The organism is Sphingomonas psychrolutea (assembly GCF_014636175.1).
GTDB lineage: Bacteria > Pseudomonadota > Alphaproteobacteria > Sphingomonadales > Sphingomonadaceae > Sphingomonas > Sphingomonas psychrolutea.
In genome coordinates, this window is the sequence record NZ_BMDW01000003.1 from 246,463 (window position 1) to 273,199 (window position 26,737).

A 26,737-nucleotide genomic window follows, 5' to 3' on the forward strand; every position below is an offset into this window, starting at 1 on the left:
AAGAAATGACCGAAGTCCTCAACACCAACCGCAAGGCCGAGCTCCTCTCGACCACCGTCGAACATATCGACATCACCAGCTTCGACGCGCGGCCGATTGTCGACGCAATGAAGAAGATGAGCTTCACCAGCCGCGATCTCGGCCGCGCGACCGACATCTATAACCAGATGCTCGCCGATCCCGATTGCTCGATCTTCCTCGTCATCGCCGGATCGACCTCGGCGGGCGGGTGCATGGACCTCTATGCCGAACTGCTGCGCAACAACATGATCGACGGCGTCGTCGCGACCGGTGCGTCGATCGTCGACATGGATTTCTTCGAAGGCCTTGGCCACAAGCATTATCAGGCGCTCGACGTGCCGCACGACGACGTGCTGCGCTCGCTGCTGATCGACCGCATCTACGACACCTATATCGACGAGGAAGAGCTCCAGCACGTCGACCATACGATCTTCGAGATTGCCGAAACGCTGGAACCCCGCCCTTATTCGAGCCGCGAATTCATCCGCGAGATGGGCAAGTACCTCGTCGAGCATGGCAAGAAGGACAACAGCCTGGTCAAGCTCGCGTATGAGCATGACGTGCCGATCTTCTGCCCGGCATTCGTTGACAGCTCGGCCGGCTTCGGGCTGGTCAAGCATCAGGTCGACAGCGTTAAGGCGGGCAAGCCGTACATGGTGCTCGACGCGATCGCCGATTTCCGCGAGCTGACCGAAATCAAGATCAAGGCAGGCGTTACCGGCCTGCTGATGATCGGCGGCGGCGTGCCGAAGAACTTCATCCAGGATACGGTCGTCTGTGCCGAAATCCTCGGCCATGACGATGTCCAGGTGCACAAATACGCCGTGCAGATCACCGTCGCCGACGTGCGCGACGGGGCGTGCTCGTCCTCGACGCTGCAGGAGGCGGCGTCGTGGGGCAAGGTCAACACCGCGATCGAGCAGATGGTCTTCGCCGAGGCCGGTTCGGTGATGCCGCTGCTCGCCAGCGACGCCTATCACCGCGGCTTGTGGAAGAATCGCGTGAAGCGTCGCTGGGGTGCCAGCTTCGATTAAGTTGCGCTTCGCTACCGAATGATGCAGCCTCCCCCGAAGCAATTTGGGGGAGGCTTTTTATGCAGAGCGAAATTCTAAAACCGGTCGTCGTGCTCGTCGCCTGGTCGCTGGTGATGTGGGCGTGGATGGTTGCCGTGCGCATTCCCGCGCTGAAGAAAGCCGGGATCGATCTCGGCAAGATACGCGGCAGCCGCCCGGGGCAGCTCGACGGCGTGGTGCCGGACAAGGCGCAATGGCCCGCGCACAATTACATGCATTTGATGGAACAGCCGACGATCTTCTACGCGATCGCCATCGTCATCGCGCTGAGCGGGACTGGCAACGGCGTTAACGCCTGGATCGCCTGGGGCTATGTCGCGATTCGGATCGCCCACAGCGTTCTTCAGTCGACGATCAACAAGATCAACATCCGCTTTCTGTTGTTTTTGCTCTCTACGCTGTGCCTGATCGCGCTGACGCTGCACGCGGCGATGGCAGTGTTCGCGTAGCTCAGCCGAACAACCGCGCCATCGATCGGTCGAGCATCACCAATTGCCACAGCGTCCGCCCATGGTCGGCGCGACCGGCGCGGTGATCCTCGGCGAGGCGCGCGATCGTGGCGGGATCGAACCAGCCGGTGCCGATCAGCACGCGCGATTTGGCGAGCGCCGCCGCCTCGTTGGCGAGCGGCCCGCGCAACCACGCACTGATCGGCGTGACGAAGCCCATTTTCGGGCGGTAGAGAATGTCCTTGGGGAGGTATCGCTCCATCGACTTTTTGAGCAGCCACTTCCCCTGCCCTCCCTTCAACCGCAGTCCGGCGGGGAGTTTCGCGGCGAATTCGACGAGGCGATAATCGAGCAGCGGCTCGCGCGCCTCCAGCCCGACCGCCATGCTGGTGCGGTCGGCCTTGGTGAGGATGTCGCCGGGCAGCCAATGCTGGAAATCGGCATATTGCGCGCGGTCGAGCGCATCGCGCGCTGGCGCATCGCGCATCGAGCGGACGTAGCGGTCCTCGGCGCGGTGGCCGCCGAGCGCGCTGCGGGCGGCGTCGCTGAACAGGGCCGCGCGCAGAGCGGGCGTGGTGACACCAACCGAGCGGGCATAGCCCTCCGCGCCATCTGCGGCGAGAGCGAGCAAAGTGGTTTTGGCGCGCAGCGGGCGCGGCGCCCAATCGGCCTTGGGATAATAGCGGCCGAGCGTGCCGAACAAATTCTGGCGGATCGAAGCGGGGACAAGGCCTCTTACCCGTTCTTCCGCCGCCTGAAATTTGTAGCGGCGATAGCCGGCGAAGGCTTCATCGGCGCCGTCGCCCGAGAGCGCGACTGTAACATCTTCGCGCGCAAGTTCGCATACGCGGTAGGTGGCGAGCGCCGAGGCATCGGCAAACGGCTCGTCGAACGCGTGGACGAGCGTGTCGATCAGGCTGAAATCATTTGCTGCGACGATCCGCTCGCGGTGCTGCGTGGCGAAGCGCTGCGCGATCTCGTCGGCATAGCGGCGCTCGTCGAGGCTCGCTTCGTCGAAGCCGATCGTGCAGGTCCGCACCGCGCCGCGCGACGCCTCCGCCATGAGCGCGACGACCGCCGAACTGTCGACCCCGCCCGACAGGAATGCACCGAGCGGCACGTCCGCCACCATCCGCGAGGTGACGGCATCGCGCAGCAAAGCGAGCAACTCTTCTTCGAGCGCCTTGGCGGAGCCAGTCGCACGGCGGCTGAAATCCACGTCCCACCAGCGCGATGGCGCGGGCACGGCCTTGCCGCGTTCGATCAGCAGGGAATGTCCGGCGGGCAGTTTCTTCACCCCTGCGACGAGGCAGGTGTCGTCGGGGACGTAGCCGAAGGCGAGATAATCCTCGACCGCGCTGATCTGCGGCGCGCGACGCAGCAGCGGATGCGCGAGCAGGCCCTTCAACTCCGACGCGAAGGCGACCGCGCCATCGGACAGTTCGGCATAGTGTAGCGGCTTCACGCCGAGCCGGTCACGCGCAAGGAACAGGCATTGCCGCCGCGCATCGTGCAGCGCGAAGGCGAACATGCCGTTCAACCGATCGAGCATCGCCGGGCCCCATGCCGCCCAACCGTGGAGCAGCACTTCGGTATCGCCTGCGGTGACGAACACCGCGCCCATCGCCTGCAATTCGGCGCGGAGTGCCGCGAAGTTATAGATTTCGCCATTGTAGGTGACGGTCAGCGCGCCATCGGCGCTCGCCATCGGTTGCGGCGAGCCTGCCACATCGATGATCGAGAGGCGACGATGGCCGAGGCCGACGCCGGGCGCGGTCCACACACCCGATCCATCGGGCCCGCGATGCGCTTGCGCGTCGGCCATCGCCCGGATCCGCGCGGGATCGACGGGCTTGGGGGTAGCGGGATAATAGAGACCGGCGATGCCGCACACTAACGCGTCACCCGGACAATAAGCGTCACCCCGGCCTCGAGCCGGGGCCCATGATTCCGCGCACGCATCGCCGGCTGGATTCGCTGCACGATGGGCCCCGGCTCAAGGCCGGGGTGACGGATATGGTGTGCCGTCACTCAGGCATCCCCGCCGCCCGATCCGCGACGCGGTTGATCGGCCCGAGTGCCGTAACGAAGCGCGCCATCGCAGCGCGCGGGTCGCGACCCGGCATCACCTCGGCCGAGACGTGCACCGCCACCGCCCGTTGCGGTCCGCCGAGCAGCTTGGCCTTCAGGCTTTCGAGTTTCACAATCACGCCGCGATGCGTCACCACGTCACCGACGCGGTACCATGTCGCGACTTGCCGCTCGACCGGCCCGGGTGCGGTGATGCGCATCGCCGCGCCTCCGGCGAGATCGGGCAGATCGGCGACGCGCACCCAGCGGTCATCCTCACGCAGCACGCCGACGCCGAACGCAACCAGTTCCTTGCCCTCGCGCTGGCTGCCATAGACCGCGATGGCGAGATCGACCGTATCGCCGCTTGCGTCGGCATAGCGGCCGAACAGGAAGTGATCGGCGCCGGGGTAGTTGGGCGACCAGGCCGCACGCGTGCTGATACCGGTGCGGTGCCAGCCGGGAACCTCCGGCAGGGCGATTTGCGACGGCAGCACTTGTGCGCGCCCGGCAATCGCGGCGGACCAGGCGGGGAAGACCGCGGCGCTCGCCAGCACCAAGGTTGCCGCGATCAGTGCGTCCATCCGCAACGTCGGCTGCGCCTGCAACCGCGCCGGATCGAACACCGGCGCATCGGGCGCGCGATCGAACCAGCGCCAGCCGATCGCGAGCACCGCCGCCATCACCAATCCGAAAAACACCCAGCCATAGACGATATGGTCGAGACCGGTCGCGCGCTCGACCGAGGTGAGATACGCGGCATAGATCGTTCCGAACGCGCGCAGGCCGTTGGCGATGACCGGCACGACCACCGCCACGACCATGAAGATCGCGCGTCTGCGCCACGACACGAAACAGACATTGGCGACGAGCGCACCATAGGCGATCATCGCGATCACGAACTTCGCGCCCGAACACGCCTCGGCCACTTCGAAATAGCCGCCCGGAATGGTAATCAGCACACCATCGACCTGCGCGGGCACGCCGAACAGATGGAGCAGCGGCATCGTCATCGCGACGGTCGCGCTCTGGAGCGGCTCTTCCAGCCCCTCGCCGAAGGGCACCAAGAAAACGGCGTAAACGAGCGGAAAGAGCAAAGCGCGCGCAACGTTCGGGCCGAGGAGCGTCACAACCGCGCCCTGTAGCATCAACACGATGCCAAGATGCCGCGCGAGCGCCACCCCGCCTGCCTCACCCAGCAACCAGCCGAACCCGCCGAGCGCAACCAACAGGAGGCCTGGAGCCCAGGCAACCGGGGTCAACTGCGCCAGGCCAGCGCGGCGTTGCCACACCAGCCATGCGAGAACCGGGCCGATGAACAGGCAATGCCCGAAGGTCGTGCTGGTCCACCAAATCGTCGCCAGCGCGACAACATCGTGCCAGAACGCAGCGATCAGCAGCAGGGCAACGCCGCCAAGGATCGCGCTGTGCCGCCGCCATGCTGCACCGACAGCCCCCACTTGGCCCGCCGCCCCTGCTCGGGCGAATGCCGCCGCAGGGACGGGGATTGTCATCGCGTCACGCCACGTTGCGGCGCGGTGGCGCTTTGATGCTGATGCCGAGGATCGCGTCGAGCGGGGCAAGCCGCGCTTCCCAGCTATAGCGCCCCTGCACTTGCGCGCGCGCCTCGCGCCCCATTTGCGCGGCCCCCTTGGGATCGTCGAGCACGGCGATCACCTGCTCGGCGATTTCGCCGACAGTCGCGCCGACGCGAATTTTGCGGGCATGATCGATTCCCTCGGCGGCGGCGGCCGATGCGACCACGGGGCGCGCCATCGCCATCGCCTCAAGCACCTTGTTCTGGATCCCCCGCGCCATTTTCAGCGGAGCGACCACCACCGACGCCGCCGCGATCCAGCCGCGCACATCGGCGACTTCGCCCGTCACGATGACACCCCTTTGCCGGGCAAGCGCCTTCACCGCATCGGTCGGGCCACGCCCGACGATCGCAAAGCGCGCGTTCGGATGGCGCACATGGATATGCGGCAGGATCGATTCGACGAACCACGTCACCGCCTCGATATTGGGGCGGTAATCCATCTGGCCGGTAAAGACGATCAGCGCACCGGTCGTGTCGATCCACTTGAACTGCGCGGTGGGATCGAAAAATTCGGTATCGATGCCGTTTTCGACGACATGGACGCGCTCCGCGCCCGTTTTGTCGCGGAACAGTTGCGCCTCGGCTTCGCTGACGAACAGGCTGGCATCGGCACGGTGCGCGACGGCGCGCTCATGCTGCAGCAGCAGTCGCGCCTCGCGCCCCATCAACCACCCCATCGGGCCGTGCGATTGCTTCGCATAGGAGTCGAATTTCGCCGAATCCATATCGACGAAATCCATGATGATCTTTTGCCGCGGGCGCGCCGGGAGATATTGCGCCATCTGGCTGGAGAAGACGTAGATCGTGTCGATCGAATGGCGCGACAGGATCGACTCGACCGCTTCGCGCAGTGATGCATTGTCAAAGGCGGTCAGCGAGATCGGCTTGCGCGACATCAACGCCTCGATCGCCGCCGTCGCACGCGATTTCGAACGCCAAATGATCGAGCGGTTGCCGGTCAGTTTCGCCAGCCCGCCCTTGCGCTTCATATCGCGCGTATCGTCGGCAAACGCGATCAAATGGACGCGTTTGCGCGCCGCCAGGAATTTGAGAATATGAAAGCCGCGAATCTTGTCACCCCGATCGGGCGGATATGGCACGCGGTGCCCGAGGAAAAGAATGTCGCCCATTATCCGAGGCCTTTGGAAATATGCGGCCCGACCCGGTTGGCGACCCAGAGCGGCAGCGTCTTCCACAGCTCGACCTTCTTGGCATAGCGTGGGTTGGTGGGATTGATCTCACGCACCGCCGATTCCGACACTGCGCGTTTGGCGTATAACAGAGGAACGCCTTCGAAACCCCAGTTTTTCTTGAACGCGGCAGGCCCGGTCCCGGCCTTCGACCGGCCGAAGTCGAAGCGGGTGCAGCCCCGCGCCCGCGCGTGCGCCATCAGCGCGAAATACATCCGGTCATTGGCGCGCAAACCCCGCGCAGCGGGGCTGCCGCCACCCCAATAGGGATAGACCGTACCGTTGAAATAGAGGCTCAATACGCTGGCCACCACGCGCCCTTCATGCCGCACCGTCAGGATATCGGCGGATTCACCAAAATACTGTAAAACCGCGCGAAACAGCGCCGCCGGGAACACCGGGGTACCAAGGTTGCGCACCGACTCTGCATAGGCTGCATAATGCGCCTTGATGTCGCTGCGGTGACAGCCAACAGAAATGCCGAGATCTGCGTCCAGCGCCTTGCGCACCTCGGCGCGCTGTTTGCGCGGAATGGCGAGCAATTCGGCCGCGTCATTATCAGCCAGCGAACGCGCGAACCCGAGATACGTATCGCGATCGACCTGCCAGTCGCCCGCGGGCAGCGCCCCGCCGCGCAGTTCGAGTGTCGGGCAGCCCAGCCGCTGCGCCATCGCCCAGGCGGCATTGGCAAGCGCCGGGACGGCCGCATCGGTCTCCGCCAGGATCCCGCCACCGACCGCGAATCCATTCGAAACCAGTGCCTTGCCGAACAAGATTGAGTGAATTTCGGTAAGCGGCAGCACCCCGGCGAGCGACCCGTCGGCGCGTTCGGCGACCAAGCCATGGCTGGTCTGGCCACAGCCTTGTGCGACGGCGCGGCTCCACGCCGTCAAGTGGAAAGGCGTTCCCTCGGGATGGGCGTGAACAAACGCATCGATCCGCGCGCGCTCGTTCGCATCGTGCAGATCGACCGCGCGCACCGCGATCAACGCCGAGAGCGGCTGGATCGTCATGCCGCCAGCGCCACCGGCGTGGCGACAGGCTGCAGATCGCGCACGACCTCGTCGACCCGGCCCCACTGGTGCCGTGCCAGCAGCCCACGCAGTTTGCCCGCCATCGCGCCCAGGCGGCTGTAGTGGCGCAGCTTCGATTTGACCGGCGCGTTGGCGACGCGCGGCTGCCCCGGGTCGATTTCCCACGGGTGAAAATAGAAGATCGCGGGTTGGCCCTGTTTGGCCACTTGCTGCACCGCATAATCGGTCAGCGCCGCCGGAAACAGCCGGAAGAAGCCACCCCCCGTCGCCATCCGTCGCGCGCCCAGTTCGGCGACGGTGACAGGCAGTTCGATCAGAGCGGAATCGTCCAGCGGGCGGAAGGCGAAGCGCGGTGCTTCGGGCCAGCCGTAATGATCGTGGCGCAGCGGCGCGACGCTGGAGGAATAGGCATAGCCTTCCTCTGCCAGCACGGCGTGGGCCCAAGGCGTGCGCGCGTCGATCGAGAAACTTGGCGCACGATATCCCGTCACCGCGACACCACCGGCGTCCTCCAGCGCTTTCCGCGCGCGGGCAATGTCGGCGCGGAAGCGCGCGGCATCGAGGGTAAAGACGCGGTCATGGTCCCAGCCGTGACTGGCCAATTCATGCCCCTGCTCGACGATTCGGCGGATCATCGCGGGATAGCGTTCAGCCACCCAGCCGAGCGTGAAGAAGGTCGCCTTTGTGCCGCTTTCGGCGAACAAGGCGAGGACGGCATCGGTATTGCGTTCGACGCGCGGCAGCAGCGAATCCCAGTCGGCCTTGGCGATCACCTTTTCGAAGGCGCCGACCTGAAACCAGTCCTCGATATCCACCGACATAGCGTGCCGCATGACTTCAGCCTCCCGCGGCGCGCACAGACGCGAGGTTCGGGGTCTGCTCGCCCTCGGCCCAATCGACCAGCAGCGTCAGCACGCGGCGCAGCGCAATGTCCTGTTCGTCGATCCGCGCCTCGAGCGCGGCGATGCGGTCGACGAGGCCGTCCTGCGCAGGTTCGGACGCCTCCAGCGGTTCGTCGCGCGACAGGCGGATCGGGCGCGGTTCGGCGGGCGGTGGGATATGCGCGATCGGCAGTGGGCGCGGTGCTTCCGATTCCGGTTGCAGGTCTGGTCCAGGCGCTGGGGCGACCTGCACGGACGGCTCGGCAGCGGCTTCGGTTTCGCGAACGCTGTGGGGTGCCGAAACGGCAATCGGTTTCACACCCGGCATATCGCCCGCAATATCCGCCACGACACTCGCCACCGCGCGCGCGTCGATCGTATCGATCTGCTCGATCGCACCGAACAACAAGACCCGTCCGGCAAGCTGGTTCAGTCGGCGGGGCACCCCGTCCGAGGCGGCAAAGAGCGCGGCATAGGCATCGGGGGTAAAATGCGGGCGCCCCGTCCAGCCGACGACGCCCAAGCGATGCCGCATATAAGGTTCAACCTCGTCGGCCTCCATCGGATCGAGATGGTGCATCGCGATCACGCGCTGGCGCAACTGTTCGAGGCGGTCGGAGCCGTGCAGCCGCTCGCGGAATTCGGGCTGGCCGAGCAGGAAAATCTGCAACAAGGCATGGCCGCCGGTCTGGAAGTTGGACAGCATCCGCAATTCTTCGAGGCTCGACACCGGCAGCGCCTGCGCTTCGTCGACGATCAGCAGCGTGCGTCGTCCGGCGCGCGCGGTCGCGTGGAGCCCGCGTTCGATCGCGACGAGCAATTGCGCCTTGGTCAGGCCGTCGCTGTCGATCTCGAGCCCACCCGCGACCATCCGCAGCAAATCTTCCGCCTCGATCTGGGTCGAGACGATCTTGATGACGTGCAGCCGCGTCGCATCGACCGTTGCCATCAAATGGCCGACCAGCGTCGTCTTGCCCGCGCCGACATCGCCCGTGATGACGATGAAGCCCTCGCCCTGCGCCAGGCCATAACCGAGATAGGCCATGGCCTTGCGGTGCGTGGCGGTATCGAACCAGAAGCGCGGATCGGGTGTCAGCGCGAACGGTCGGCCGCTCAATCCGTAATGATCTTCGTACATGTCACTGTCCTCGCACGGGGTCTTACTGACCCAGGCGTTTCAGAATTGATACCGCACACCGACTTGGCCCTGCGCCGACAGTTGATCGTCCGCGCCCTTCTGCGTGAAGGAGTAGATCCCGGCCGAAGCGGTGGTCGAGATTCGACCAAAGTTGTGATAATAAAGCCCGGTTGCGCCGGTGCTGAACACGCCGGGGGCCGACGCGATGCCGCTTTCGTAATAATTGGCGAAGACGTTGCCGTTCACCCCGGAATTGCGATCGATCGGCACCGCAACAAACGCTTGTCCGTAGTAGCTGTTGTCGGTGATGCCGTTGACGGTGAAGCCGGTTGTACCGGTCGGCGCGGAGAAGCGCCGCGTGGCATAACCGCCGCCAACCCCGAAGCTGAGCGCACCGCGCTTCGCCGCGATCACCGCATCGATGCCGCGCGCGCGGTAGGCCGCGGTCGAGATCGACTGGAATACGCCGTTGAGGCACCCGCCGGCCGAGCCGCCGGTCACACCGGGATTGCCGAAGGTGCAGCCGCTGAATTGCTGCCCGAAGGTGTCGCGCTGTTCGATGAAGCTGGTTGGCAAATTCGAAATGCCGTTGCGGAGCTGTCGCCCGAAAGTATCGACGCTGTCATACACCCCGATCTGCACGCCGAGCGCGCGCGATGCGGCATAGCTGAACGATCCGCTATACGTCATGCCGCCATAACGCCGCCCGGCGCGCGCCTGCAGCGTGGTGCGCCCCGACGGCCGCCAGATCACCCCGGCATCGTAGATGATCCCGTCGGTCTGATAGGCGATGCGTTGCGGCGAGGCCGGGTCGGTGACGAAGCGACCGCGCGCGTCGGTCACGGGTGCGCCGGTGCTGTCCTTCAGCACGTCCTTCTGCGTGATGGTGATCTTTTCATAGCCGCCACCGGCCGTCAGCGCGAGCGTCGGCAGCACGGGCAGGACGAGGTCGCCGCGCGCGAGCTTGCTTTCATATTTCTGGTCGAGCTGCCCCGCCGTGCCGCGCTCATACGCCGCCGAGACGTTGACGCCGACCGGCAGGATTGTCCCCGCCTTCACGCCTGCACTGACATTGACGACATGGCTTTGCGACGTGTCGAAGGCGTCGAGCCGGGGGCTACCCGCGGGCACGCCGGTCGCGCCGGGCGCCTCGACCTTGGTGAAGCCATAGCGATAGCTTGCTGCCACGCCGACCGGGCCGACATGGGTCGCGAGATTGGGGCCGGCATAGGCCGAATAGACCTGGCTGATATTGTCGACATTGCCCGCCAGTGTGCCGGGTGCCGCGCCGCGAATGTCCGAGCGGACGCGCGTCGCGATCGCGCCGCCTTCGAGCGTGAAGCCGGGTGCGACGGTGAAGCTGGCGCGGGCAAGGCCGCTATGCACATCGTCATCGCCGACTTTCTTGCTGTACGAAAAGCGCCGTTCGTAGCGATAGCTCACTTGCACCTGGGTACGGCGCGTTTCGACCGACGCACTGATCCCGGCGGCGACGGTCGAATAGGTCAGCACGTCATCGGTCTTGAGATCGGCGGTCACGACCTGGCCGATTTCGATATAAGGCGCGATCGACGTCTTACGCTTCTGCGCTTGGGCATGCGCAGGCGCACCCACGAGCAGGGCGATCAGCCCGGCACCAAGGACGGTCGATACAGCTGCGATTGGGCGCGTCATGTCGCGTCCTCCTCCTGCGTGTAATAAGTGCCGAAGCGGCGGCCGCCGGGTGCGAAGGCGACGGCATTGAGAACCAGTTGCACATGTTCGCAGCCATCGAGCAGTGCGACCGCTTCGCGCAAGTCGCTCTCCCCAGTGCGGTCGGCGCGGACAACGAGCATCACTTGCCCGGCATAATTGGCGAGCACCGAAGCCGGCGAAGCGGCGAGCACCGGTGGCGAATCGAAGATCAGGATGCGTGTCGGGTCAGCGGCGAGCAATTGCGCGATCAGTTCGCCCGTCCGCGCGCTGGCGACCAGTTCGGTATCCGCGTTGGACTTGGTGCCACACGGCAGCAAGCTCAACTGCGGCACGTCGGTGCGTACGACGCAGCGTTCGACATCGACCTTCGGATCGGCCAGCGCGTCGAGCAGACCGGGTCCATCGGGCAGGCCAAGGCGCGCCATCACGTCGGGCTTGGCGAAATCGGCGTCGATCAGCAGCACTTCGACATCGCGCTCTGCCGCCATCGAAATGGCGAGGTTGACCGCGCAGAATGTCTTGCCGTCATTGGGTTGCGCCGAACACACGAGGATCGTGCGCGACAGATCGGCATCGCCGCGCCGCACGGTGCGCGCGGTGGTGAGCAACTGCCGCTTCACCAGGCGAAATTCTTCGGTCAGCGCGTCGATTGCGGCACCCGGCACCAGCAGGCCACGTTCGGCCAGCAGCGCGCGGTCGATCACCGCCACCCCGCCCCGCCGCGCGAGCTTCGCCACCGGGCCGATGGGCAGCGGCGCAGCGAGCGGCTGCGTGACCGGCGGCGGTGCGACAGGTGCGCCCCGCGCCCGCGCATGTTCGGCGAAATCATAGACTTCGGCGGCGCGCTCGAGGAGCGAGGCTTTGACCTTGCGGGGTGCCGTGTCGCTCATGCCGCCAACCCCCGCTGGAGCATCTCGACCCCGAGCAAGGCAATATACGCCACCCCCAGCGCCGCAGCCCCGCCCCCGTAATACAGCAACAACCGCCGCCGCGTCGCGACCTGCGCCTTGGTCACCATTTCGCCGATCGAGCCGATCACCGGCATGCCGGTCGCTTTTTCCAGCCGGGCGGCGGTCGCAAAGGTGGTCTTGAGCTGACCCAGCGCAAAGGCGACCGCGACGCCGACGGACAGCCCCGCGATCAGCACGCCGGTCAACAGCAACGGACGATTGGGTGCCGCCGGCACGCGCGGTGCCGTCGGCGGATCGATCACGCTGAACTTGATCGAATCGGTCTGGCTTTGCGCCTGGCCGCGCAGCTTGATCGCCTCGCGGTCGCCGAGCAGCTTGGCATAGCCATCCTTGAGCACCTGATAATCATTCTCGATCTGCGATTGCTCGGCGGCGACTTGCGGATTGCCCGCGAGCTTTGCCGTGATCGTATCGAGGTCACCCTGCAATTGCGCTTTGCGCGCCATCAGCGAGGCGACTTGCGCCTGTTTGTCGCCCTGCAGCGAGCGCAGCGAAATATAAGCGGGATTGGTCGATCCACCGCCCGCGCCACCGACCAGCGGCTCATTGCGGGCCGCCGCTTGCGCCGATGCCAATTGGCTGCGCAACGCGATCACGTCGGGGTGGCTTTCGGTATAGCCCCTGGCGCGCGCATCGGCGAGCTGGCCCTGAATTGCATTCAGCCGGGCGCGCGCCGGCCCGGCGCTGACGCTGCCCGCCGCGCCTGCGATGTTGGCGGGTGTCCCCGCCATCTGGCCATTGATCGCGGCCAGGCCCGATTGTGCGGCGGCGAGATCGCTGTCGACTTGCGCCATGGCGGAGCGTGCCGCCCCCATCCGGTCGGTGAGCGAGCCCGTGCCCGGCAAGCTGCCAAGGTAGCGGTTCTGGAAATCGGTGCGCTTGGCATCGGCATCGGTAAGCTGCTTCTGCCGCTCCGCCAATTGCGCATCGAGGAACTTCAGGCTGGTGCTCGTCTCATCGCGGTCGCCCGACAGATTCTGTTCGACGAACAGGTCGATCAGTTTCTGCACGATTTGACGCGTGACCTTGGGGCTCGATCCGGTGGCGACGATCGAAAACAGATTGTCCTGCTCGGCGGTGATCTTGATCGCCTTGGACAGGCCCGCGACGCGATCCGCCACATCACGGTCGGTCTTGACGGTGTTGGCGAGATCGGTCCCGCGCACGACCTTTTCGAGACTCATCGCAGAGGTCAGCGTCTGGCGGATCGTATCGACCTCGCGCTGTTGATCAGCGGCGCTGATGCCGACCGCATTGGGCAGGATCGTGTTCATCTGCACGAACACGCGCGCCCGAGATTCGTAGCTGTTCGGGATTTGCGCGACCGCCGCCCAGCCAAGCACGGCGACGCCCCACGCGACCGCGAGCGCGATCCAGCGGCGTGTCCAGACCGTGTGCAGCGCAATCCGCAGCTCATCGTAAAGGCCGTTCATCCCCCTGCGCGCTCCTTAGAACATGCTCTCGGGGATGATGATCACGTCGCCCGGTTCGAGGCGGACGTTCGCACGGCTGTCGCCATCCTTGAGCAGGGTCGAGAGCTTGATCGTATATTCGACCTGTTTGCCGGTGCTGCGGTCGTAGCGGACGAGCTTGGCACGGTTGCCGGCAGCATATTCGCTCAAGCCCCCCACCGCGATCATCGCGTCGAGCAGCGTCATATTGGCGCGATACGGGATCGAGGCGGGTTTCGCAGTCGCACCGATGATGCGCACTTGCTGGCTGAAGGTCCCTGAGAAATTCTCGACGATGACCGAGACGAGCGGATCCTTGATATATTCGCCGAGCGCGATCTTCATGTCGTCGGCGAGCATCCGCGGCGTCTTGCCGACGGCAGGCATGTCGCTGATCAGGGGTGTGGTGATGCGGCCGTCGGGGCGGACCTGGACCTTGGTCGACAGTTCGGGGTTACGCCACACGAAGATGTTGAGCTGATCGAGCGGGCCGATGATATACTCTTCGCCCGGCTGTTCCTGGCTCGCGACGAAGGTGGCGGCGGGGAGTTCGGGACGGCTCGCGCCGACACAACTGGTGAGCGCCATCGCGCCGACGCCAGCGACCAGCATCATGCGGAAAGTCTTGGAAAAATGCGCCATACAAACCTCCTGCCGCGCGGTTCCGCCGATGCATCACGTCTGAGGCATCCGAACAGGGTCGCGGCGATCATGCCGATATGCCGCGCGAGAGGTAAAGATTGCGTTAGGAATGGTGGACTTAGCTGCCTGTAATGCCCACCAAAAGCTCGCATGGGGCCGGGTGCCCGAGGAACGCGGTCGGGCTTGCGCTGAGGCCATAGGCACCCGCCATGAACACCGCGACGAGATCGCCAACCGCGGCCACCGGCAGCGTGACGCGGTCGGCGAGCCGGTCGAGCGGCGTGCAAAGCGGCCCGACCACGCTAACGGTTTCGGTCGCGGCGTCGGCCTCTGCGGAGGCTATGGCGACGGGGTAGTTGCGCTTCACCACGGTGCCGAGATTGCCGCTCGCCGCAAGTTGGTGGTTCATGCCGCCATCGGTGACCAGGAACGTTTCGCCGCGGCTTTCCTTGCGATCGACGATGCGCGTGAGGTACACGCCGCATTCGCCGACAAGCCAGCGGCCTAGTTCGATCGCGAAGCGCGTGTTCTCGAGGCTGTGCGCACGATCGTCGAGCGCTTCGGCTAGTGCATTTCCGATCGCCATTTCATCGAGCGGCTGCTCCCCCGGGAAATAGGGAATGCCAAATCCGCCGCCGAGGTTGACCAGCGGCGGCGTGACGCCAATCGCCTCCGCGAGATCGCCAGCGAGATGCAAGGTCGCGCGCTGTGCCTCGATAATCGCCAGGCCGCCAAGCGCCTGCGATCCGGCATAGATGTGCAACCCGCGCCAGTTCGCACCCGTATCGATCACCTGCCGCGCGACCGCTGCGGCCTGATCGGCATCGATCCCGAATGGCGATGCGCGCCCACCCATTCGCATGCCGGAGCCGCGCAATTCCAGCTCGGGATTGACGCGGATTGCGAGGCGCGGCGTAAAGCCGGTTCGTTCGCCGATCCGCAATGCGCGCTCGGCCTCGCGCGCGGATTCGAGGTTGATCGTTATCCCGGCGCGGATCGCGAGCTCCAGTTCGTCATCGCGCTTTCCCGGCCCGGCAAAACTGATGGCGTTTGGCGTTTTGCGCCGCGTCGCCCAAGTCACTTCGCCGCCCGACGCGACGTCCAACCCATCGACCAGCGGTGCAATCGCATCGAGCAACGGGCCAAATGGATTGGCCTTGATCGCGTAATGCAGATCGACCCCCGAAAAAGCCGCGCGAAAGCGTGCAATGCGCGCCGCGACCACACCGAAATCATAAACGAACAGCGGGGTGTCGCCCGCGACGTCCGCCCAATGCTCGGCGGTCTCACCCGCGATTCTGAGTGGCGCGTGCGAGAATTCAGCGGGAATGGTGCCCATCGGCTTCATGACGCCAAACCGCCAACTTCGACCTTCCCCGGCGCAGGCCGGGGCCGAGGTACGAAACAGTGGGAACAGAGCGCTACCGTCAAAAACGCACCGCTCGCAACTGGGCCCCGGCCTGCGTGGGGAAAGGCAATAAAGGGCGCCGTCATGCAATAATCTCCGCCTTGAGCGCCGCGCGGTCAAGCTTGCCATTGGCGTTGCGCGGCAATTCCGCGCGCCATTCATAGCGCGACGGTTGCTGAAAACTCGGCAAATCGCGCCGGAGCCGCGCGCGCAGATCGGCCTCGCGCGTGCCATCGCCACGCGCCACCACCACAATCGCTTGCCCCAGCCGCACGTCCGGCACGCCGAACGCAACCGCTTCCGCCGTCTCGCCGCCCGCGACGACCGCCTCCTCGATCTCGGTCGGGCTGATGCGATTGCCCGCGCTCTTGATCATTTCATCATCGCGCCCGACGAAACGCAACAGGCCTGCGGCATCCACCGTCACCGTATCGCCCGACCACACTGCCATGCCGCCGGATTTGGCCCAGACGGGTGCGGGTCGAAAACGCTCGGCCGTCCGCTCCGGATCGCGCCAATAGCCGTGCGCGACGAGCGGCCCGGCATGGACCAGCTCGCCTGCTTCGCCGACCGCGGCTTGTGCGCCATTGGGCCGCACCACCATCACCTCGGCAAAGGGAATCGCGCGCCCGATCGAATCGGGGTGCGTAGCGACCAGATCGGGTGGCAGATAGGTCGAGCGGAAGGCTTCGGTCAGGCCGTACATCGGGTAGATATCGGCCTGCGGGAAGCGTTGGCGGAGGCCCGCGACCAGCGGTGCCGTCAACGTACCGCCAGAATTCGTGAGCCTTTTCAATAATGATGTCGCCGCTTTCGGCCATTCACTCTCAAGCAACTGCACCCATAAGGGCGGGACGCCAGCGAGCGTCGTCGGCTGCATCCGTTCGACCGCCTTCACGACATCACGCGCGGTCAGATAATCGAGCGGCGCATAGCTCGCCCCCGCCGCCCAGGTCGAGAAGAGCTGGTTCTGTCCATAGTCGAAGCTGAGCGGCAGTACGCCGAGCACGCGATCAGCGGGCGCCAGCTTCAGATATTGCGCCACCGAGACCGCGCCGAGCCAGAGGTTGGCATGGCTGAGCATTACCCCCTTGGGCCGCCCGGTCGAGCCCGAAGTATAGAGGATCGCGGCCAGCGTATCGGGGTCGGCAGCGGAGGGCGGCAGCGCGTCGGCACTGTGGACATCGCCCTCATCGAATACCGCGCAATCAGCCGGCACATCCCCCGGCTCCAAGGACGCCAGACGCGCCGATTGCGTCAGTAGCGCGATCGCGCCGCTATCGCTGAGGATATGCGCCACCTGCGCGTGCTTGAGCATCGGGTTGATCGGGACATGCACCAGCCCGGCGCGCGGTGCGGCAAGCGGCAGCACGCAGGCGAGCCGCGTCTTGGGCAGCCAACTCGCCACTCGCGCCCCAGGAGGCAGCCCCTGCCCCCGCAGCCATGCCGCCACTTCACCGGTCCATCGCTCCAGCCCGGCGAACTCGAGCGTCCCCGCGCGATCGATCAGCGCGACGGCGGCGGCCTGCCCGCGCGACGGCAGCGTATCTATGGGGCAAGGAACTGGGTCGAGGGCGATCATCACGCTCCTGATAGCCGCGACCGCCGTGGTGTGAACAGGGACCTCTTGGCATCTCATGCCCCAGTCTCTATCGCGACGCAGCATAACAAAGCGAAAACGGGGCTCGCCTTGCGCACTGACGATTATGACCAGATTGATTCCACCGTGCGCGCGGTGCTGCGCGACGTGCTTGGCCTGAGCGAGGCGCGCGTAGCCGGGTTTAACGCCGAAACCCCGTTGTTCGGCGCGCTGCCCGAGCTCGATTCGATGGCGGTGGCGGGGTTGCTGACCGAGATTGAGGAGCGGCTCGGCATCCTGATCGAGGATGACGAGGTCGATGGCGAGATGCTTGAGACCTTCGGATCGCTGGTCCGCTTTGCTGCGGCGAAGGCGCCGCGCTGAGATGGCGGCTTGATCGACCATTATGACTGGAGCGGAGGCCGCGAGGCGATGCTCCGGTTCGGGCCTGCGACTGGCCCCGTCGCGGTCGTCGCGCTCCCGTTGTTCGAGGAAGCCAATCGCACGCGGGCGTTCGCGGTGACGATTTGCCGCGCGCTCGCGAAACGCGGCGTGGCGAGCGTTCTGCCGGATTTGCCGGGACAGGGGGAGAGCGTGGTTCCGCTGGCGGACATGACGCTTCTACGCATGCGCGAAGCTATGGAGGGGGTAGAAGCGAAGGTTGGTACAGTCGGACGCCCGTATGCGGTTGGAATTAGAAGTGGCGCACTCCTCAATCCGCTCGGATTGTTTTTCGGTCGTTGGCATTTCGCCCCACAGGAGGGTGAGGACGTCATGCGAGATTTGCTCCGCATTGCACTTGCCGGAAACGCTATCCCTTCCGGAAGCAGCATCTACGCGCTGATAGGATCAAACAATCCGGTCGTGATTGCTGGAAATCCCATTTCCAGCGCAATGGCCGCAGACCTGCAAGGTGCGATGCTTTACGACGAACCCGGCGTTCCCCTGCGCACCGTCCGCCTCGACACCGACCCCAAACCCGCCGACCGCCACGTCCCCGGCACGCCGCTCTGGCGGCGGGCAGAGCCGGATAACGACCGCATCCTCGCCGCGCTGCTTGCCGAGGACATCGCCGACTGGATCGCAACATGCGAAGGGTGATGTGCTTCCCCTGCGCGGGCGATACGCTGTTCGGGACGCTGGACACCCCCGACAATGGGGCCCCCGGCAAGACCGGGCTGTTGATCGTCTCAGGCGGCAATGAAATCCGCATCGGCGCGCATCGCGGGATGGCGTTGCTGGCGCAGCGACTCGCGGCGCGCGGCATCCCAGTGTTCCGCTTCGACCGGCGCGGGATTGGCGAGTCGACGGGTAGCAATGGCGGCTTCCTGTCGTCCGGCCCCGATATCGGCGGTGCCGCCGCGACGTTCAGCGCGGAGGCCGGGATCGAGCGGCTGGTCGCGTTCGGCAATTGCGATGCCGCGACCGCGCTGGCGCTGTTCGGGTCAACCGCCGGGATCGACCGGCTGATCCTCGCCAATCCGTGGATAGTGGAGCCGACCGACGATCTCCCCCCCGCCGCCGCGATCCGCAGCCGCTATGTCGAGAAACTGAAGGACCCGCGCGAACTGTGGCGGCTGGTCAGCGGTGGCGTGAATATTGCGAAGTTAGCCAAAGGTTTGACTCGCGTTTCTCTCCCTCGAACTGAACCGAACGAATTGGCGCTGCGCTTAACGACCGCATTATCGGGCTGGCAAGATCGCGCCACGATCCTGCTCGCAGGCGGCGATGCGACCGCGATCGCCTATCGCGATGCGATCACGCGGACCGGGCTGACGCTCCCCACCGTCACGCGCGACACACCGTCGCACAGCTTTGCGCGCGAGGGGGATGCTGGGTGGTTGGAGGAGCGTATTGTGGAAGCGTTGGGGCACGGCTGAGTTTCGCGATATGCGGCTTCCCACATGCTACCACCCCGGCGAAGGCCGGGGCCCAATAGCGCGGCAGAAGTAACCGCTGACTGCCCGCCATTGCCTCCGCCATTCCAACTGGGCCCCGGCCTTCGCCGGGGTGGCGGTGGGCGGGGAAGCGCGGATCGGGGAAGCCAGATTACTCCGCCGCCTCGGCCAGTTCGAACTCGGCTTCCGCGAGGAACTTCTCGGCATCAAGCGCCGCCATGCAGCCCGTTCCCGCTGCCGTGACCGCCTGCCGGTAGATCTTGTCCATCACATCGCCGCAGGCGAAGACGCCGGGCACGCTGGTGCGCGTCGATCCCGTCTCGACACACAGATAATGGTCGGCATCGAGCTTCAAATGCCCGCGGAACAGCTCGGTCGCCGGGTGATGCCCGATCGCGACGAAGCCGCCTTCGGTGTCGAGCCGCGATTTCTCGCCCGTCACCGTGTCGACCAGATCGATCGCCACGAGGCCAGCGGTGCCGCCGCCATCGACGAACTCGGCGACTTCCTTATTCCACAGCACCGTGATGTTTTTGTGCGCGAACAGCCGCTCCTGCAGAATCCGTTCGGCACGGAGCGTGTCGCGACGGTGGATCAGCGTGACGTGCGGGCTGTGGTTGGTGAGGTACAGTGCCTCTTCGACCGCGGTGTTGCCGCCGCCGATCACTGCGACGTTCTTGCCGCGATAGAAGAAGCCATCGCACGTCGCGCACGCGCTGACGCCCTTGCCCTTCAGCGCTTCCTCGCTATCGAGCCCCAGCCATCTGGCCTGCGCGCCCGTTGCGATGATCAGCACGTCGCCTTCGTAAATGTCGCCGCTATCGCCGACCAGCCGGAACGGACGCCGCGTCAGGTCAACCTCGACCACGGTGTCGTACATCAGCGTGGTGCCGACATGCTCGGCCTGTTTCTGCATTTGCTCCATCAGCCACGGACCCTGGATGACGTCGGCGAAACCGGGATAATTCTCGACATCGGTGGTCGTCATCAACTGCCCGCCGGGCTGGATGCCCTGGACGAGAATCGGCTTCATCCCGGCGCGCGCGCCATAAATGGCGGCGGACAAACCAGCAGGGCCGGAACCGAGGATCAACATGCGGGTGGAATGGGTGGTCATGAGTGCTTTCTTACCTGTCGTCCCGCGCTATCCGGGGCAGCGGGGTGACCGGTTACATGGACAGCGGCGGAGCGACACGCAAGAGCCGCTCCGCCGATATCGTTACGCCTGGCGTCAGGCGGGAATGCGGTGCATCGCGCACACCTTATTGCCCGACGGATCGCGCAGATACGCGAGATACAGCTTGCCGAATGCCCCTTCGCGCACGCCGGGATCGGCTTCGATCGGCGTTCCGCCATTGGCGACACCGGCGGCGTGCCAAGCGTCGGCTTGCTCGGGCGAGGCTGCGGCAAAGCCGATCGTGCCGCCATTGGCGTGGCAGGCGGGTTCGCCATTGATCGGTTTGGTCACCAGGAACAGGCCGCCGCCATGCATATAGACCAAGCGATCGCCGGGGCCAGCCGCGCGGGCACCGAGCGCGCCGAGCGTGGCGTCGTAGAATTTACGTGATGCGTCGAGATCATTCGATCCGACCATGATATGGCTGAACATGGGTAATCCTCCCCTGGAATCCGCCGCGCAAATGCAGCGGCGTCGCCGCGGCGCTACCGCATTTCGGGCCCATGCGAAACCGGAGATCGGTGCTTGGAAACCGCATGTCGATGCGGTGGTAGCGAAGGAGGGATTTGAACCCCCGACCCCAGGATTATGATTCCCGTGCTCTAACCAACTGAGCTACTTCGCCATGCCAGCGCCGGGGTGAACCCGACGGTTGCGAGGCGCGGGCTATAGGAATGCGTTTCCGAGCGGTCAACCGCGAACTTGGGCAAACATGTGCCGCGACAGTGCTTCCCACGGTCCGCCGCGATACCACCACGTCGCCAGTCCGGCGATTCGCACGTCACGCGGGCGAAAATCGCGCTCAAGTTCGCCCTGAAGCGCCTTGGCGACGGCGGGCTCGACCTTGTTCTGGATCGTCACGTGCGGACGCCAGCCGGCACGGTCCTGCGGCGTCAGCAGCGTGGCGAAGGCGTCGGCGAGTCGGTCGCGAACATCCTCCAGCACTGGCGAATCGATCCGGAAGGCAACGCCGCGACCGAGCGACATCAGCCCGGCGATTCGCGCAGCGGGTGCTGGCACGCCTTTCGTCTCCGCCACCAGCCGCTGTTTGAGCTCGCGCTCCAGGCTCGGCGCGAGGTGATGGAACATCGTCAGATGCGCCTTCAACTGATTGCGTTCGGGCGGGAAATGTCGGGCGCGCAGCGCATCGAAGAACGCTGTATCCGCCGCACCGAACAGCGCCGTCACGATGATAGGCGCGGCTTCGCTCAAATTTCGAGCTGGCTGCCGAGTTCGACCACGCGGTTGGTGGGCAAGCGGAAAAATTCCATCGCGCTTTCGGCGTTGCGCAGCATCCACGCGAACAGCTTTTCGCGCCAGATCATCATGCCCGGATGCGACGAGGCGAGCAGCGTCTGCCGCGACAGGAAGAAGCTGGTGTCGATCATCCGGAAATCGGCGCCGCAGCGATGCACATTGGCAAGTGCGGCCGGCACATCGGGCTCCTCGATGAAGCCGTATTTCAATACCATCCGATGGAACCCGGCGCTCAGATCCTCGAGCGAGCAACGCTGCCCCTCCGCGACATACGGCACGTCGGCGATCTTGATCGTCAGCAGGATGATCCGCTCGTGCAGCACCTTATTATGCTTGAGGTTGTGGAGCAGCGCGTGCGGCACGCCATCAGGGGAGGAGGTCATGAACACCGCCGTCCCCGGCACGCGCGTTGCCGAGGTCGCGGCGGATTGGATGAACACCTTGATCGGCATCGCCGATTCGCGCATCCGGTCGATCATCAGCTGTCGCCCCTTCGACCACGTCGTCAGGAAGGTGAAGATGATGAACCCAACGAGCAGCGGAAACCAGCCGCCCGACGGGACTTTGGTCAGGTTCGCGGCGAAATAGGCGCCATCGACCACGAAGAAGATGGCAAGGAGCGGGACCGAATAATAAATCGGCCAGTTCCACAGCTTGAACAGCACCACCGTTAGCAGACACGTGTCGATCAACATCGCCCCGGTCACGGCGATGCCATAAGCCGAGGTCAAGTTCGACGAGGTCCGGAAGAAGACGACCAGCAACAGCACCATCACCAGCAGCGCCCAATTGACCAGCGGGATATAAATCTGCCCCGCCGTCGCCGCGCTGGTGTGTTCGATCCGCAGCCGCGGGATGAAACCAAGCTGGATCGCCTGCTGCGTCACCGAAAAGGCACCCGAAATGACCGCTTGCGACGCGATGCAGGCCGCGGCCGTCGCCAGGAACACCAAGGGCAGACGGAAATTTTCCGCGGCCAGCATGTAAAACGGGCTTTCGAGTGCCGGCGCGCCGAGCCGCGACAGCAACGCGCCCTGCCCCATGTAATTCAGCATCAGCGCGGGCAGCACGAAGAACAACCACGAAACCCGAATCGGGTTGCGACCGAAATGCCCCATATCGGCGTACAACGCCTCCGCGCCGGTCACCGCCAGCACGACCGAGCCCAAAGCGAGGAACGCGCGCAGCGGATCGAGCGCGAAGAATTCGACCGCATAATGCGGCGAGAACGCCCAGAGAATCTCCGGGGTTTGCGCGATGCTGATAACGCCAAGCGTTGCGATCACTGCGAAATAGAGCAGCATCACGGGGCCGAAGAACAGCCCAACCCGGGCGGTACCGCTGCGCTGAATGTAAAATAGACCAATAATGATCGCCATCGCGATCGGCATGACCAGCTTGCCCAGCCCCGGCGACGCGACCGCGAGGCCCTCGACCGCCGACAGCACCGACACCGCCGGCGTGATCATCGAATCCCCGTAGAACAACGCGGTGGCGAACACCCCGAGCAGGATAATCCCGCGCGACCACCGCTTGTTCTTGGTCTTGCCATTGACCAAGGCGAGCAACGCCAGGCTGCCGCCCTCACCCTTATTGTCGGCGCGCATGATGATCGAAACGTATTTGAGGCTCACCACGATCATCATCGACCAGAACATCAGGCTGATAACGCCGAAAATATGCTCCTGATCGAGCGCGAGCTTGTGGTGGCCGGCAAAGGTTTCGCGAAGCGCGTAGATCGGGCTGGTGCCGATATCGCCGAACACGATGCCAACCGCTCCGAGCGCGAGTTTGGCGAGGCCATCCTTGCCCGGCCCATGCCGATCGCCGCCAGCGGATGCGACATCGCCGTCGGACGCGGCGGACCCTTTGCCGACGCTTGGCTGAACGATGCTCACGCGGCAGCTATTCTTGCCGGATTTTCATGGCGATAGATCATGGATAGCGGCAACGTTCTAGGCCCCGATGGAGCGGCCCATTAGCATGCACCCCTTGCCCCCGCAACGCCAACTGTGGCAGCGCACGTTCCAGTCGTTTCAAACGAAACCGGAGTCGATCTGATGCGCGTAGGCGTTCCCAAGGAAATCAAAAATCACGAATATCGCGTCGGGCTGACCCCGCCATCGGTGTCCGATCTGGTCGCGGCCGGACACGACGTTCTGGTCCAGACGGGCGCTGGCCTCGGCATCGATTTCGAGGATGCGGATTATATCGCGGCCGGCGCGACGATCCTGCCCGACGCCGCTGCAGTGTTCGCGCAGTCGGACATGATCGTGAAGGTGAAGGAACCGCAGCCGAGCGAAATCGCGCTGCTGGAACCGCGCCATGTACTGTTCACCTATCTCCACCTCGCCGCCGACAAGCCACAAGCCGAGGGGTTGATGGCATCGGGCGCGACGTGCATCGCCTATGAAACGGTCACCGCCAACGACCGCTCGCTCCCGCTGCTGAAACCGATGTCGGAAGTGGCCGGGCGCATGTCGGTCCAGGTCGGCGCGCATTATCTCGAGAAGGAACAAGGCGGACGCGGCATCTTGCTCGGCGGCGTGCCGGGCGTGGCCCCGGCCAAGGTCGCGATCCTCGGCGGCGGCGTCTCGGGCGTCAACGCCGCGCAAATGGCGGTCGGAATGCGCGCCGACGTGACGATCTACGACATTTCGAACGCACGGCTTGCCGAACTCGACATGTTCTTCTCCAGCCAGATCAAGACCGCTTATGCCAGCAAGGCGGCGATCGCGGCGGCGGTGAAAAGCGCGCATCTGGTGATCGGCGCGGTGCTCGTCCCCGGTGCCGCAGCGCCCAAATTGGTCACGCGCGAAATGGTCAAGACGATGAAGCGCGGCAGCGTGCTGGTCGACATTGCGATCGATCAGGGCGGCTGCTTCGAGACCAGCCACGCGACCACGCATCAGGACCCGGTGTTCGAAGTCGACGGCGTCATCCATTATTGTGTCGCCAACATGCCCGGCGCGGTCGCGCGCACATCGGCGTTTGCGCTCAACAATGCGACGCTGCCCTTCGCGCTCAAGCTCGCCAATCTCGGTGCCGAGGCCGCGATGAAGGCCGATCCGCACCTCGCCAACGGCCTTAACGTTTATAAGGGCAAGATCGCGTACAAGGCGGTGGCGGACGATCTCGATCTGCCGTTCGAGGCGTGGGCCGGCTGAACCGATGGAGGTGCTCCCTACCCTCCCCCACCGCCATCTCACCACGCTGACGCTCGACGTGGATTTCGGCGGCGTGGTGGCGATCGGCGCAACCGCGGCAGGGCATCGCGGCATCGCGCCGGTGCGCGGCGGGCGGTTCGAGGGTGCGCGGCTGAGCGGGAGCGTCGCGCCGGGGCATGACTGGTTCATCACCCGCGCCGACGGTGCTCTGGTCATCGACGTGCGGCTGACGCTGACCACCGATGACGGCGCGACGCTTCATCTGGCCTATCACGGCACGATGCGCGCCGCGCCCGAGGTGATGGCGCAGTTCCGCAAGGGGGTCCTACTCCCGGCCGAGGATTATGCGCTGCACGTCATCGCGCGGTTCGAATGCGGCGATCCGCGCTACGCCTGGCTCAACGATAGCGTGGTCGTCGGGATCGGCGAACAAACGCTTGTCGGGCCAATCTATCGTCTGTTCGAGATCGGCTGAACCACGATGCTGCGCCGTCTCATATTCGGCGCATTGCTCTTGCTCGCCCAGCCCGCCTTTGCGCAGGCCCCGGCATCACCCGCGCCGATCCTGGAAACCGAGGCAGACGCGCTGGAGCGCGATGCGGCGGAATATGCCCGGCAGTTCGCCGTGTCGCAGGCCGAGGCCAGCGCGCGGCTGAGCGCGCAGGACGCGAGCGTCGCCACCACCGACGCCATCGCCGAAACGTACCGGGATCGCCTGGCCGGGATCGCGATCGAGCATCGCCCGGTCTACCGGATCGTGGTATACCTAACCGGCAGCGAGGCCGTGCCCGAACAAGCGCTGACGACCGACGCCAAGACCGTGCCGATCGTGTTTCGCACCGGTGCCAAGGTCACGCGCGAGCGCGTCATCTGGGCGATGACCTACCATCAGGCCACGATCCGCGCCGCGTTGCGCGCGCCACCAGGCATGGGGCTCGACCCGCGCACCGGCGAGCTGGTCGTCATCATCGGCAGCCTTGATGCCGCTGATGGCACGGCTGTGCTGAAGGCCCGGCTCGAGGCGATTGCCGGCGTGCCGGTACAAATTCGCGTGCTCAACCATGTCGACGTCAATCTTGCGCCCGCCTCGCTTCCCGAAGGCGGTGCGCGCGTCGAGGGCGTCAGCCCGGACGACCGCAAACGCTATCTCTGCACCACCGGCTTCAACGTGACCGATGGCGTGCGCAGCGCCATTACCACCGCAGCACATTGCCTCGATCAGTTGAGCTACCGCGACCCACAGGGTGCCAGCGTGCCGCTCGCCTTTGTCGGGCAATGGGGCTGGGGCTATCACGACGTGCAGATCAACGCCGCCCCCGCGCCATTGGCCCCGACCTTTTATGCCGATACGGCCAAGACCCGGCTGCGCGCGGTGACCGGGCAACGCAGCCGCACCAGCACCCGCGCCGGCGATTTCGTCTGCCATCGCGGCGAACGCACCGGATTTAGCTGCGCCATCGTCCAACTGACTGATTTCGCGCCTGCGGGCGACCTGTGCGGCGGCCCGTGCCTGCCCACCTGGGTGACCGTTGCCGGCCCCACCTGCAAGGGTGGTGACAGCGGATCGCCAGTGTTTAGCGGCACCACCGCGCTCGGCATTCTGAAGGGTGCGAGCTATCGCGCCGACGGATCGTGTGCTTTCTATTTCTACATGTCGCTCGATTATCTGCCGCCAGGCTGGTCGGTGCTGCGCGTCGATCCATCGCTTGCACTAACCGCCGCGCCCCTCTAAGCGCGTCGCTCGCGTCGGGGAGTGGCGCAGTCCGGTAGCGCGCCTGCTTTGGGAGCAGGATGTCGCAGGTTCGAATCCTGTCTCCCCGACCATTTCATTAAAATCGTTATGTTTTAAAGACTTAGCGGTTTGATCTGGCCGCAAATTGACAGCAAGCTTGACAGGCCAAGGCGCGTCGGCCGATTTTTTGTGTATGACCGCTTTCGCCCAGAGCACGAAGCCGCTGCGCGGCAGTGGAGTTTGCGGTGAGGTAGCGCGCGTGCGCTGAGGTTTGGTCCCGCGGAGGCGGTGGCGGACGATGGAG

The 26,737-nt window shown here is 65.2% G+C and carries 24 protein-coding genes and 2 tRNA genes; 9 read left to right on the forward strand and 17 right to left on the reverse strand.

Features of this window, described 5'->3' with window-relative positions:
• Window positions 1-5: 5 nt before the first annotated feature.
• A complete protein-coding gene (locus IEV62_RS04050; protein ID WP_188445575.1) occupies window positions 6-1,055 on the forward strand; it encodes a 1,9-bis(guanidino)-5-aza-nonane synthase in 1,050 nt (349 codons plus the stop codon).
• Between the two features lie 59 nt (window positions 1,056-1,114).
• Window positions 1,115-1,543, forward strand: a complete 429-nt coding sequence (locus IEV62_RS04055; protein WP_188445576.1) for an MAPEG family protein — start codon at window positions 1,115-1,117, stop codon at window positions 1,541-1,543.
• 1 nt (window position 1,544) lies between these two features.
• Here the strand turns inward: IEV62_RS04055 and IEV62_RS04060 are convergent, their stop codons facing one another.
• From IEV62_RS04060 to IEV62_RS04115, 12 genes are all read right to left on the reverse strand, one after another.
• Complete coding sequence (locus IEV62_RS04060; RefSeq protein ID WP_188445577.1) at window positions 1,545-3,437, reverse strand: XrtA/PEP-CTERM system amidotransferase; 1,893 nt, start codon at window positions 3,435-3,437, stop codon at window positions 1,545-1,547.
• Window positions 3,438-3,570: 133 nt separating this feature from the next.
• Window positions 3,571-5,127 (reverse strand): exosortase A, encoded by a 1,557-nt coding sequence (gene xrtA / locus IEV62_RS04065; protein ID WP_188445578.1) that lies wholly within the window; start codon window positions 5,125-5,127, stop codon window positions 3,571-3,573.
• A 4-nt stretch (window positions 5,128-5,131) separates the two neighbouring features.
• Window positions 5,132-6,343, reverse strand: coding sequence for a TIGR03087 family PEP-CTERM/XrtA system glycosyltransferase (locus IEV62_RS04070; RefSeq protein WP_188445579.1), 1,212 nt, complete (start codon window positions 6,341-6,343; stop codon window positions 5,132-5,134).
• Window positions 6,343-7,416: a FemAB family XrtA/PEP-CTERM system-associated protein gene (locus IEV62_RS04075; RefSeq protein WP_188445580.1), complete on the reverse strand. Its 1,074-nt coding sequence runs from the start codon at window positions 7,414-7,416 to the stop codon at window positions 6,343-6,345. The genes IEV62_RS04070 and IEV62_RS04075 overlap by 1 nt, the downstream gene beginning before the upstream one ends.
• Window positions 7,413-8,270 (reverse strand): XrtA system polysaccharide deacetylase, encoded by an 858-nt coding sequence (locus IEV62_RS04080; RefSeq protein ID WP_188445581.1) that lies wholly within the window; start codon window positions 8,268-8,270, stop codon window positions 7,413-7,415. The genes IEV62_RS04075 and IEV62_RS04080 overlap by 4 nt, the downstream gene beginning before the upstream one ends.
• Window positions 8,271-8,274: 4 nt before the next feature.
• Window positions 8,275-9,456 (reverse strand): ExeA family protein, encoded by a 1,182-nt coding sequence (locus IEV62_RS04085; RefSeq protein ID WP_188445582.1) that lies wholly within the window; start codon window positions 9,454-9,456, stop codon window positions 8,275-8,277.
• 39 nt (window positions 9,457-9,495) lie between these two features.
• Window positions 9,496-11,130: a hypothetical protein gene (locus IEV62_RS04090; RefSeq protein ID WP_188445583.1), complete on the reverse strand. Its 1,635-nt coding sequence runs from the start codon at window positions 11,128-11,130 to the stop codon at window positions 9,496-9,498.
• Window positions 11,127-12,041, reverse strand: coding sequence for a P-loop NTPase family protein (locus IEV62_RS04095; protein WP_188445584.1), 915 nt, complete (start codon window positions 12,039-12,041; stop codon window positions 11,127-11,129). Before IEV62_RS04095 ends, IEV62_RS04090 begins: the two co-directional genes overlap by 4 nt.
• Window positions 12,038-13,555: an XrtA system polysaccharide chain length determinant gene (locus IEV62_RS04100; RefSeq protein ID WP_188445585.1), complete on the reverse strand. Its 1,518-nt coding sequence runs from the start codon at window positions 13,553-13,555 to the stop codon at window positions 12,038-12,040. The genes IEV62_RS04095 and IEV62_RS04100 overlap by 4 nt, the downstream gene beginning before the upstream one ends.
• Before the next feature lie 15 nt (window positions 13,556-13,570).
• The gene (locus IEV62_RS04105; protein WP_373868542.1) at window positions 13,571-14,185 is read right to left on the reverse strand and encodes an XrtA/PEP-CTERM system exopolysaccharide export protein; all 615 of its coding nucleotides are present in this window, start codon (window positions 14,183-14,185) and stop codon (window positions 13,571-13,573) included.
• Between the two features lie 148 nt (window positions 14,186-14,333).
• Complete coding sequence (locus IEV62_RS04110; RefSeq protein ID WP_188445587.1) at window positions 14,334-15,563, reverse strand: pyridoxal-dependent decarboxylase, exosortase A system-associated; 1,230 nt, start codon at window positions 15,561-15,563, stop codon at window positions 14,334-14,336.
• Between the two features lie 142 nt (window positions 15,564-15,705).
• Window positions 15,706-17,205 carry an acyl-CoA ligase (AMP-forming), exosortase A system-associated gene (locus tag IEV62_RS04115; RefSeq protein ID WP_188445588.1) on the reverse strand — a complete coding sequence of 500 codons (1,500 nt, stop codon included), beginning with the start codon at window positions 17,203-17,205 and terminating at the stop codon, window positions 15,706-15,708.
• A gap of 108 nt (window positions 17,206-17,313) precedes the next feature.
• Here IEV62_RS04115 and IEV62_RS04120 point away from each other — a divergent pair, with 108 nt between their 5' ends.
• The 3 genes from IEV62_RS04120 to IEV62_RS04130 are packed head-to-tail and all read left to right on the forward strand — an operon-like array spanning window position 17,314 to window position 19,082.
• Window positions 17,314-17,586: an acyl carrier protein gene (locus IEV62_RS04120; protein WP_188445589.1), complete on the forward strand. Its 273-nt coding sequence runs from the start codon at window positions 17,314-17,316 to the stop codon at window positions 17,584-17,586.
• Window positions 17,587-17,595: 9 nt separating this feature from the next.
• Complete coding sequence (locus IEV62_RS04125; RefSeq protein ID WP_188445590.1) at window positions 17,596-18,303, forward strand: alpha/beta hydrolase family protein; 708 nt, start codon at window positions 17,596-17,598, stop codon at window positions 18,301-18,303.
• Complete coding sequence (locus IEV62_RS04130; RefSeq protein WP_188445591.1) at window positions 18,291-19,082, forward strand: hydrolase 1, exosortase A system-associated; 792 nt, start codon at window positions 18,291-18,293, stop codon at window positions 19,080-19,082. Before IEV62_RS04125 ends, IEV62_RS04130 begins: the two co-directional genes overlap by 13 nt.
• Window positions 19,083-19,251: 169 nt before the next feature.
• On the opposite strand, the gene trxB is transcribed toward IEV62_RS04130, so the two are convergent.
• From trxB to IEV62_RS04155, 5 genes are all read right to left on the reverse strand, one after another.
• Window positions 19,252-20,217 carry a thioredoxin-disulfide reductase gene (gene trxB, locus IEV62_RS04135; RefSeq protein WP_188445592.1) on the reverse strand — a complete coding sequence of 322 codons (966 nt, stop codon included), beginning with the start codon at window positions 20,215-20,217 and terminating at the stop codon, window positions 19,252-19,254.
• Between the two features lie 114 nt (window positions 20,218-20,331).
• The gene (locus tag IEV62_RS04140; protein ID WP_188445593.1) at window positions 20,332-20,709 is read right to left on the reverse strand and encodes a VOC family protein; all 378 of its coding nucleotides are present in this window, start codon (window positions 20,707-20,709) and stop codon (window positions 20,332-20,334) included.
• A 116-nt stretch (window positions 20,710-20,825) separates the two neighbouring features.
• Window positions 20,826-20,902, reverse strand: a tRNA-Met gene (locus tag IEV62_RS04145).
• Between the two features lie 65 nt (window positions 20,903-20,967).
• A complete protein-coding gene (locus tag IEV62_RS04150; protein WP_188445594.1) occupies window positions 20,968-21,489 on the reverse strand; it encodes a 2'-5' RNA ligase family protein in 522 nt (173 codons plus the stop codon).
• Entirely contained in the window at window positions 21,486-23,432 is a 1,947-nt protein-coding gene (locus tag IEV62_RS04155) for a potassium transporter Kup (protein ID WP_229732806.1), read from the reverse strand. The genes IEV62_RS04150 and IEV62_RS04155 overlap by 4 nt, the downstream gene beginning before the upstream one ends.
• Before the next feature lie 162 nt (window positions 23,433-23,594).
• Between IEV62_RS04155 and ald the strand changes: the two genes are divergently transcribed.
• The 4 genes from ald (at window position 23,595) to IEV62_RS04175 (ending at window position 26,525) form a co-directional block, all read left to right on the forward strand.
• A complete protein-coding gene (ald, locus tag IEV62_RS04160) occupies window positions 23,595-24,701 on the forward strand; it encodes an alanine dehydrogenase (RefSeq protein WP_188445595.1) in 1,107 nt (368 codons plus the stop codon).
• A gap of 4 nt (window positions 24,702-24,705) precedes the next feature.
• Window positions 24,706-25,176, forward strand: a complete 471-nt coding sequence (locus tag IEV62_RS04165) for a DUF3237 domain-containing protein (protein ID WP_188445596.1) — start codon at window positions 24,706-24,708, stop codon at window positions 25,174-25,176.
• A gap of 6 nt (window positions 25,177-25,182) precedes the next feature.
• Window positions 25,183-26,433, forward strand: coding sequence for a S1 family peptidase (locus IEV62_RS04170; RefSeq protein WP_188445597.1), 1,251 nt, complete (start codon window positions 25,183-25,185; stop codon window positions 26,431-26,433).
• Between the two features lie 15 nt (window positions 26,434-26,448).
• Window positions 26,449-26,525 (forward strand) — tRNA-Pro (locus tag IEV62_RS04175).
• Window positions 26,526-26,737: the final 212 nt, after the last annotated feature.

Coding starts and splice junctions, on each gene's coding strand:
- IEV62_RS04170 (WP_188445597.1), top strand. CDS start 25,183: ATGCTGCGCCGTCTCATATTCGGCGCATTGCTCTTGCTCGCCCAGCCC.
- xrtA (WP_188445578.1), bottom strand. CDS start 5,127: ATGACAATCCCCGTCCCTGCGGCGGCATTCGCCCGAGCAGGGGCGGCG.
- IEV62_RS04080 (WP_188445581.1), bottom strand. CDS start 8,270: ATGCGGCACGCTATGTCGGTGGATATCGAGGACTGGTTTCAGGTCGGC.
- IEV62_RS04085 (WP_188445582.1), bottom strand. CDS start 9,456: ATGTACGAAGATCATTACGGATTGAGCGGCCGACCGTTCGCGCTGACA.
- IEV62_RS04050 (WP_188445575.1), top strand. CDS start 6: ATGACCGAAGTCCTCAACACCAACCGCAAGGCCGAGCTCCTCTCGACC.
- IEV62_RS04105 (WP_373868542.1), bottom strand. CDS start 14,185: ATGCTGGTCGCTGGCGTCGGCGCGATGGCGCTCACCAGTTGTGTCGGC.
- IEV62_RS04115 (WP_188445588.1), bottom strand. CDS start 17,205: ATGATCGCCCTCGACCCAGTTCCTTGCCCCATAGATACGCTGCCGTCG.
- IEV62_RS04100 (WP_188445585.1), bottom strand. CDS start 13,555: ATGAACGGCCTTTACGATGAGCTGCGGATTGCGCTGCACACGGTCTGG.
- IEV62_RS04070 (WP_188445579.1), bottom strand. CDS start 6,343: ATGGGCGACATTCTTTTCCTCGGGCACCGCGTGCCATATCCGCCCGAT.
- ald (WP_188445595.1), top strand. CDS start 23,595: ATGCGCGTAGGCGTTCCCAAGGAAATCAAAAATCACGAATATCGCGTC.
- IEV62_RS04140 (WP_188445593.1), bottom strand. CDS start 20,709: ATGTTCAGCCATATCATGGTCGGATCGAATGATCTCGACGCATCACGT.
- IEV62_RS04095 (WP_188445584.1), bottom strand. CDS start 12,041: ATGAGCGACACGGCACCCCGCAAGGTCAAAGCCTCGCTCCTCGAGCGC.
- IEV62_RS04165 (WP_188445596.1), top strand. CDS start 24,706: ATGGAGGTGCTCCCTACCCTCCCCCACCGCCATCTCACCACGCTGACG.
- IEV62_RS04090 (WP_188445583.1), bottom strand. CDS start 11,130: ATGACGCGCCCAATCGCAGCTGTATCGACCGTCCTTGGTGCCGGGCTG.
- IEV62_RS04110 (WP_188445587.1), bottom strand. CDS start 15,563: ATGAAGCCGATGGGCACCATTCCCGCTGAATTCTCGCACGCGCCACTC.
- trxB (WP_188445592.1), bottom strand. CDS start 20,217: ATGACCACCCATTCCACCCGCATGTTGATCCTCGGTTCCGGCCCTGCT.
- IEV62_RS04055 (WP_188445576.1), top strand. CDS start 1,115: ATGCAGAGCGAAATTCTAAAACCGGTCGTCGTGCTCGTCGCCTGGTCG.
- IEV62_RS04130 (WP_188445591.1), top strand. CDS start 18,291: ATGCGAAGGGTGATGTGCTTCCCCTGCGCGGGCGATACGCTGTTCGGG.
- IEV62_RS04075 (WP_188445580.1), bottom strand. CDS start 7,416: ATGACGATCCAGCCGCTCTCGGCGTTGATCGCGGTGCGCGCGGTCGAT.